The following is an 8,512-nucleotide window of genomic DNA, read 5'->3' on the forward strand; positions in this document are numbered from 1 at the left end:
ATGCCCCTTGAGGGTGGAGATGGGTTTCCCTGTAGCTGCATCCCAGAGTTTGACGATGTTGTCAGCACTTGCAGAAGCGATCATCTTGCCATCGGGGCTAAATGCTACGCTATATACCGCATCGCTATGCCCCTTGAGGGTGGAGATGGGTTTCCCTGTAGCTGCATCCCAGAGTTTGACGGTTTTGTCAGCACTTGCAGAAGCGATCGTCTTGCCATCGGGGCTAAATGCTACGCTATATACCGCATCGCTATGCCCCTTAAGGGTGGAGATGGGTTTCCCTGTAGCTGCATCCCAGAGTTTGACGATGTTGTCAGCACTTGCAGAAGCGATCATCTTGCCATCGGGGCTAAATGCTACGCTATATACCGCATCGCTATGCCCCTTGAGGGTGGAGATGGGTTTCCCTGTAGCTGCATCCCAGAGTTTGACGGTTTTGTCAGCACTTGCAGAAGCGATCGTCTTGCCATCGGGGCTAAATGCTACGCTATATACCGCATCGCTATGCCCCTTAAGGGTGGTGATTTCTTTACCTGTAGCCGCATCCCAGAGTTTGACGGTTTTGTCAGCACTTGCAGAAGCGATCGTCTTGCCATCGGGGCTAAATGCTACGCTATTGACCGCATTGCTATGCCCTTCCAAACTGTTCCGCTCTTGGATATTGTAAATTGCTCGCTTAAGTGCGAATACAGCTTGCTGGTTAGCCGTTTGTTCTAAATTGACATTTTTAATTGGTCTACCTAAAAGTTGTCTACCTGACTGTAGAGCTGCAACCACAGCCTCAAGATGCCTGTCGGAAAGTAGGGAAGTTTCAGAAGTTTGTGCCAGAGTAACTACACCTTGTTGTGCTACTTCCTTGGCTTTATTTTGGGCGTTCCACCATTGATATACAGCTAATCCAGCTAACCCAAACGATAGAGTAGCAAATATAGTTACAAATTGATTTCGCTGTTTCCTTTGTGCTTCTATTTCTATGCTTTCTTTTTCTTCTCGAACCAGGCGATTTTGCAGTTCTTGACTCTTCTGAATATACTCCTCGGCTACCCCATTCAGCATCTGCCAATCACCAAATCTAGCTAAATATCCCTCTGCTACTGCTAATCTGTCATCTTTTCTCAGGAATCCTGGCTTTTTATCATTCCTCTGCCATTCTTGGGCTTCCGCTTCAATCTGTCGCTCAATAGCTATTCCCAACTTATATTCCTCTTTCCAATCCCGCAACATTTGCCAATGGCGGATTAAGGCTTCGTGGACAACATCTAAAATTACATCCTGTGAATCCGGCTCATCTCTCTTTGTAATTAATCGTGCATCTCTATCGGCTAACTTCTCACTCACCTGTTGCAAAAGTTCCAGGGAATGATGGGAATTAACCAACTCGCCTAAACGCACGCGCCGCCTAACATCTGTGGTTTCTCCGATTTGCGTCAATTCCAGAAAAATCCGCCGCGCCACAGTTTTTTCTGTTGGTGAAAGATTCTCGTAAACTGCATCGGCGCGTTTTTGTAGCGTTCCTTCAACCCCGCCTAAATCCTGATAAGTTTTCAGGCTGAGAACCTCATCGCCGTGATTTTTCGACTCACGCCACAATTCTGTTAGGGTATATTGCAACAACGGCAAACTTCCGGGGTAATCCTCAACATCATTAATTAGTTGCTGTTTTAACCTTCCTTCTATGCCTAATCCTACCCAATCAGCCGGTTTAGTAATCGCTTCTTCAATTTCCTCACGGCTTAAGTGTTCGATGTTTATATAAGGTTTATGAATTCTCTCGGCAAATTTGGGATATTCTCGCCATCTCCCCCGAAAATCCGATCGCATCCCAATGAAAATATAGAGATTATCTGTACAGTCAATTAATTCCCGCAAACAGTCAAAGAATTCTTGGCGCTGGCTGTCATTGCACATAGTAAAGCATTCTTCAAACTGGTCGATAATCAAAATGACTGGTGTGTTTAATGCTTTTAACTGCTCACTGAGGATATATGCAATATTTTCCGTTGTCTTGCCTAACTTTTTAGATCCCCCTAAATCCCCCTTCAAAAGGGGGACTTTAAGAGATTCTTCGCCTCCCTTTTGAAAAGAGACTTTAAAAGATTCTTCGCCCCCCTTTTTTAAGGGGCGTTGGGGGGATCTAAGACTTTGAAAGCACACCCCAGGCAAAGAAAGTGCAAAAGCCGACTGTAAACTGTTAACAGGAGATTCTTTCGGCGTAAACGGTGTAATATAAGTCCAGCGATCGCTCCCTGGAATCTCTTGCCCTAACTTCAACTGGTAGAGTAACCCAGCCCGTAACATAGATGATTTTCCACTACCAGAAGCACCTAATACAGCAATTAGGCGATGCTTATCTCTTACCTGTTGAATTAACTGCCCAGTTAGCGCACTCCGCCCATAAAAAACCTCAGCATCTTCCTTTGTCTCGCTAAAATACGACAGAGAACGATAAGGACACTTATCCTGAAAGCTTTTTTGAGAAAACTTAGTTGTCAGCAGAATTGCTCGTGTAGAATTCTCAATTAACGGACGCTGGACTGTATTTGGCATTTGGCTGATAATGAAATCTGCCAATTTGTGGCTATTGATGATCCCATCTGCGTCATTTTCCGGGTTCAATCCTGCAAGTAACGCCTGCGTCAACAACCCCTGCGTGTGGGGAATTTCGACTCCAGTTTCGTAAGAACGGGTTGCAGTAATAAAACAGTAATCTTTATCTGCGGGAATAAACTTCAACAATTCACCGCTATAGCAGCAATCTAGCCAAACAACGACTCGTTTAGCCTGACTGCTTTGCAACTGCTCACCCAACCAACTTAAGGGTATACCATAAATTTCTGCTTCAGGTAAAACATCACTGGTAGCTAGAAATACTTCTTCTTTACCCGCTACAGTTTTGCACCATCCATGTCCTGAAAAGAAGAATAACGCTGTCTCTGGGATGGGGTTAGGAGGAGGAGGATTGAAAAGATTAGCGATCGCTTCTCTCAATTCTTGCACCTTTACCACCCCTTGGCGGTCAATTGTACTTTCTCCCTTCTGGTTTAAAGTTCTAGGTAAACACTGAGCGCGAAAAGGTCTATAACCGTATAGTTCTAATTGTTTAGCAATTTTTTCTGCATCCTCTGCTGCTGCTGTTAGCGGCTTTAGAGTAGTGTACTCTGGGTAATAATTAATTCCAATAACAATAGCCGCCCATTCCGATGCCATTTTTCTTACCTGACTGACTCTGATAACTTTTTGCTTAAACTGTAGGCAAAATCTGTCCACAGCATTCGTTTAGGTTGTATGAAAAATCACTAGGTTACAGTGCAATAAACTAGATTTATTTACACAATTAAAGGTATAATAAATAACATTTTATTTAATGAATTATTCTTTCTAGACAGATAAAATCAAAACTGAACATCAAGATATCTGCTGTAATTATCTCATTTAAATTATGTTTATACTAGTCGTAGTGAGTTTGGTATAAAAACCGATGAATACAAAGGCTGACAATACTATCATCGCTTTTCTCTTGGCGTTTCAAGACTTAAAAACCGCCCTTGGAGAACAAGAAAAACAGAATTTAAAAGAAGTTGCCAAGCAATTAGATACCCAACCCAAAGCTTGGGAAGATTATATTAAAGGACGTTTATTAGAAATAATTACCCCTAATCCTGACTTAAATAAGTCTTATCAATTTTATAAATCTCAATTAGATAATCTAGAAGATATTCCTGATGATTTACTTCCTAATTAAGCAGAAATTAATAGACTAAATACTCTTGAAAAGTCTCCAATAGCTAGAGGCTTTAAACCAAAAAATGAAGCTACAGGCTACGAAAGCCAACTTAATAATGTTGTAGTCATTGTTGGTAATTCTTCTCAACCAGAAGAAACAGTTAAACAAGCGACATTTTTAGAAAAATGGAAACAATTTTTATCTCAATCCAATCAATCAAATTAGTTTTGTCCTTGTGATGAGCGATTTAATTTATCCTACACTAGATTTGTTTTTATATGTTTTAAAAACTTCTTTAAACACAACTGATGTAGAAACGCAAAAAAACCAAGCAGCTTTTTTAGAACAATTACCCTCTGATACTCAATTCCATGATCATGACATTGAAACCGAGTATTTAGAGATTACCCATCCTCCTCAAATTAACTTTATTCCCCACAATAAAACTTTAGAAGGATACTATTATGCTGTTAGATTAAATGACACTTATGGTTTACAAGTTGATTGTTCCATTAATAATCAAACTGAAATTCAACCAACTAAGTCTTTTACAATATTAAAAACTGAAATTGAACAAAAACTAAATAAAGAACTGGCAATAATTGGCAAAACCTGGTTGCTTTCTGGTTGGCTACTAGAAAACTCGTCTCAAAATCCTGAAGATATTGCCAAAAATTGCTATTATGCTTTATTTAAAGATACTTCTTGGCAACCAGAAAAAGGTACTTTTTTAGATGGAAAAGTTTTTGAAATAGGACGATCGCAATATATAAATCAGAGCCTAAAAAACGACACAAGTTCTCTAAATAGTAATGAACATCATGTGATTATTACTATTTACAATAATCGAGAGAGTGCAGAAAAAGCTGCGGAATTTTATAAAGATTGGATGGGGTTATTTTGTTATCGAAGTAAGATTTCGTGGGCTTACTGGCAAAGTCGTTTAGTCAAAGAATCTCTGCTCAATCATTATAAACAGATTGAAGAAAATAGAAAAGTTACTAACCTAAGTAATTCTCGGCAAGAGAAGCAGAATATTACCACTTATCGCAAAAATTTAAATAATATCGATAGCATTCTTCAGCAATACACAATCGATTTACTAAACCTATCTTTTCAAAAACAAATCATTGAAATTAATTTATCTAATTATCAGCTTCGCTTGGCTTTGATTAAAGAAAAAGCAGGTCAAAATAATCAGTTAGATTTTTTAGAAAAATTCAGCGCCCTAGCGAAAAAAAAATATTTACCACAAATTAATAAAGATATCGAAAATATGCAGATTGGCTTGAAACTTTTAGAAGATACAATTAACGTTACTCGCAGTCGCATAGAAGTCGAAAAATCTGAACGAGAGCGTAGCTTTCAAGAGCTTGTAGCTGTTGCAGGTGCTGGTATAGCAACCGTAACTCTACTACAATCACCTGCTAAAGATTTTTGTAGTAAAGAAAGTATGAAAGATATCTTTCCTAAAATTCCTTATTTTTGCAACTACCCCTTCAGTTACAGTCTGATGGTTGGAATCATTGTTGGTTTTATGGTTTGGTGGCTGAGAAAACGATTGCGATAAGCGTTCGCAAAGCGTCTCGTAAAGCCTGCGGCATAGCTACGCTTAGGGCGCAGCCTCTCGTAGAGAAGAGAAGCTTAAGCCTTCTCGTTTGGAGAGGCTAGCGCAAACAGCGATCGTGACAAGATGTAATATTTTCGGTATTAGATTCCTGTTGTATTGCTCTCAGAAAAATTCCTGTAGATGCTTGCATATTCACCTACAGGATAAGTTGTATAAGTATCTTATGTGTTATACGACTTTTTTATTGTTGTACAAAAAGCACCGAATTTTTTTATAATGGAGCAGAAGTGGTTCATGCTGGTATGGGATAGGAACTTTTGGCTATCCATCTGTTCTGAGTAACTACTGGAGTATTAGAAGATCCTCTTAAGTAGTAAGAATATTGCGAACAATAGCCTACAGTGGATTGCCACTCTAACCAAAATAGTCGGCGATGACAATGAGGACAATTTTGCATAAGAGGATGTTGATGTATTAAACAAACTCTGACATCTCAAAATTTCCATCTATGGCAGCCATATTACTTCACAGTGAGGAATATGTAGACTTAACGTTTAAGCTAAGAGGCGCACCGATTCCTCTTGATAATGGTTATGTTATCTATAGTGCTTTGTCCAGTATCTGTCCTAGCCTTCACGAACTAAAGTCTATTGGGATTCATCCGATTGCTGGAATACCGACCAGAAACAATTTGCTTGAACTCACTGCTCAATCTCGTCTAAAAATTCGGATTTATCATCAACAAATTCCTTTAATTTATCCTTATTTAGCGGGTCAAGCTTTTCATATAGGTCAAAATTTTTATCAACTAGATATTCCCAACTACCAACCTTTAATTTCTTCAGAAAGCGTCTATTCGAGATTAGTGATAATTAAAGGGTTCCAAGACTCTACTAACTTTATTGAAGCTGTTCAACGGCAACTGGATAATTTAGGAATACAAGGAAAAATAGAACTTCTCACCCGACAAAATGGAACACCTCAACGAAGACAATTAACCATCAATAAAGAAGGGAAACAGTTTAAAGTTAGAGGATTTGGCGTAAAAATCAGCGAACTCAACCCAGAAGATTCCTTAATCCTGCAAGAACAGGGAATTGGCGGGAAACGAAAGATGATGTGTGGAATATTTGTCCCAGCGACTCGCTCCAAGGAAGAAGAGGAAACCTGATTATGGTTGCTACCCAACCCAAAATTTCCCTATCTCTCGATGCTGCGGATACGACAATAATGCACCGCCTCGGTATGGCTGGACTTTACATGACTTTAAAGCGATTAGAAAAGCAATATCCCTCATCTCGTCAACGGGGAGGACATATATCATGGTCTTTGACTGCTGATACTATTGAATTATTCTGGCAAGGAAGTGATTTTTTTGCCCTATCTTGGTTAATTAAGGAGTCTTTTCAATTAGATGATACAGGTTTAATTCATTTAGTAGGATTAGACAATGATCGAATAGATTTAAGGCAGAAAATCCATATTCATGAGGGAATATGCGCTGTTTTCCTGCGACTTAATAAGTTTTATCAAGCAGGAGAGATAATTAACACTGAACTAACGTTTGAAGAAAAACAAGTCGAGTATCAATATAAATCCCTAACTTGGTACGTACATCAAACCTTTGCAGAGAAGTTATGCGAGGCAGATACCCAACAACTCAGACATGATTACATTCAAATAACCAGTTGGTTGTATTTAGGGGGAATTGTTCGCCATGCTCGAACGCAGAATACTACAAAACTAGAAGAGAAACCTGAATACGCTTTAGCATTATTATTTGTACCAGTAGTTTGTCATTATTGCTTACTTCATATACCATCAGAAGACTTAAAAGAAAGGAAACCCCATCGCTACTTGGTGGTGATTCCAGAAATAAAGGATTTTGAAGACGCTTCTCAAAGGAGATGGCGATTACAGCAATTAGAAACTAAACAGTTTCATGTTAGTAGTCTTGGGGAAGCAGGATTACTTTATTACAGCTTAGACGATATTCAGCCTGAAGTGGGCTACTATCAAGCTTGTCAAGTTTGGTTATATGAAAAAACAAACAAAGCTTCTCGTCAACGGACATTGATGAGTATAGAAGAAATTAAAATTGATAAGAATATTTTAATCACTTATCAACAGGTGCAAAAATACTTTAAAACTAATTATCAGATAATTAAATATAAGCAAATTTTTATTAAGGTCAATCCGATTCGCTCCCTGATTTCTGATAATTTAGTGAAAGGAATCCATTGGTGGTCTAATTTTTGGGAAAAATTGGTGATAGAGGATTCAAAAGAATATTTATTTAACCAGTTATTTTCCAATCGAAAAGGATTCATCATAATGGCAGAGAATAGTGAAGAAGACAAGCAGTATCTTATTTTTATTAAGGTATTTCAGCAAGCTATGAAGGGCAACTTTGCTAAAATTTATGCCAAAACAGAGTCAGGTAAAGATCCTCCAATTAAGAAGAAAGTTGAACGATTAAGGGCAGAGCTAAACTATTGTTATGATGAATTGTCGTTTAAGGAATATTTGTCTGACTTTTTAGTAAGAGGTGGATTAAATAAGTATTTTAATGAGCATCAGGAAGAGATTGCACTACTAATTAAAAAATCACCTTGGCAAGAAATAAGAATTTGGTCATTGTTAGCGGTCGCCAGTTATAAACCCAAAGATAAACCCACAAATATGGATGATAGTTCATTCCCAAACAATCAAAAAGTAGAAGAAGTGAATTATGAGTCAGAAGAAGAATGACAATAATATCCCTAATTATTATCTTTACGGAACAGTCCTCACTCGTTATGGTTTAGCGTCCTTAAATCATGACATTAGACGAGGAAATAAGACTACTCTGCAAAAAGGTTATTGGAATGATGGTAAGATTCATTCTTTTGTAGGTTCAAGTGCAATCCGTTGGGCGTTACGTTTTTATCTTCAAAATCAAGGTTATTTAGTTAATAGAGTTTGGGATGAGGACGAAAATATTAATCGGTTAACAAGTGAATATTTCGATCCAGAACAATTTTATGATGATGATATTTTTGGGTTTGCTTTATTAGAGTCTGCTGAAACAGAGGAGGACACTTCAACAACAAAGAGAAAAAAGAAACAAACAAAAGCCAGCACCCCTAACGCTCTTTTATTACTCTCATGAGAGTATAATTAGTTACTAAGAGTTTAACTTAGCAAGGGTATTTAATTGGGTTCAAGAACGGCTACCT

General features: G+C 38.3%; 6 protein-coding genes. 5 read left to right on the forward strand and 1 reads right to left on the reverse strand.

Features of this window, described 5'->3' with window-relative positions:
- Positions 1-3,207, reverse strand: a 3,207-nt coding sequence (locus HWQ44_RS15715) for a caspase family protein (protein ID WP_292720109.1), incomplete at its 3' end; no start/stop codon positions are given.
- 271 nt (positions 3,208-3,478) lie between these two features.
- Between HWQ44_RS15715 and HWQ44_RS15720 the strand changes: the two genes are divergently transcribed.
- From HWQ44_RS15720 to HWQ44_RS15740, 5 genes are all read left to right on the forward strand, one after another.
- The gene (locus HWQ44_RS15720) at positions 3,479-3,742 is read left to right on the forward strand and encodes a hypothetical protein (RefSeq protein WP_292720111.1); all 264 of its coding nucleotides are present in this window, start codon (positions 3,479-3,481) and stop codon (positions 3,740-3,742) included.
- A gap of 217 nt (positions 3,743-3,959) precedes the next feature.
- The gene (locus HWQ44_RS15725) at positions 3,960-5,294 is read left to right on the forward strand and encodes a hypothetical protein (RefSeq protein WP_292720113.1); all 1,335 of its coding nucleotides are present in this window, start codon (positions 3,960-3,962) and stop codon (positions 5,292-5,294) included.
- Between the two features lie 508 nt (positions 5,295-5,802).
- Positions 5,803-6,465 (forward strand): type I-MYXAN CRISPR-associated protein Cas6/Cmx6, encoded by a 663-nt coding sequence (gene cas6, locus HWQ44_RS15730; protein ID WP_292720115.1) that lies wholly within the window; start codon positions 5,803-5,805, stop codon positions 6,463-6,465.
- Between the two features lie 2 nt (positions 6,466-6,467).
- Positions 6,468-8,045 (forward strand): type I-MYXAN CRISPR-associated Cas8a1/Cmx1, encoded by a 1,578-nt coding sequence (cas8a1, locus tag HWQ44_RS15735; protein WP_292720117.1) that lies wholly within the window; start codon positions 6,468-6,470, stop codon positions 8,043-8,045.
- The gene (locus HWQ44_RS15740; RefSeq protein WP_292720120.1) at positions 8,026-8,445 is read left to right on the forward strand and encodes a hypothetical protein; all 420 of its coding nucleotides are present in this window, start codon (positions 8,026-8,028) and stop codon (positions 8,443-8,445) included. Before cas8a1 ends, HWQ44_RS15740 begins: the two co-directional genes overlap by 20 nt.
- Positions 8,446-8,512 lie beyond the last annotated feature (67 nt).

It is taken from the genome of Nostoc sp. JL34, from assembly GCF_017114945.1.
Lineage (GTDB): Bacteria > Cyanobacteriota > Cyanobacteriia > Cyanobacteriales > Nostocaceae > Nostoc.

Bases quoted from the DNA above. Each gene is read 5' to 3' on its own strand.
- cas8a1 (WP_292720117.1), top strand. From the start codon at position 6,468: ATGGTTGCTACCCAACCCAAAATTTCCCTATCTCTCGATGCTGCGGAT.
- HWQ44_RS15720 (WP_292720111.1), top strand. From the start codon at position 3,479: ATGAATACAAAGGCTGACAATACTATCATCGCTTTTCTCTTGGCGTTT.
- cas6 (WP_292720115.1), top strand. From the start codon at position 5,803: ATGGCAGCCATATTACTTCACAGTGAGGAATATGTAGACTTAACGTTT.
- HWQ44_RS15740 (WP_292720120.1), top strand. From the start codon at position 8,026: ATGAGTCAGAAGAAGAATGACAATAATATCCCTAATTATTATCTTTAC.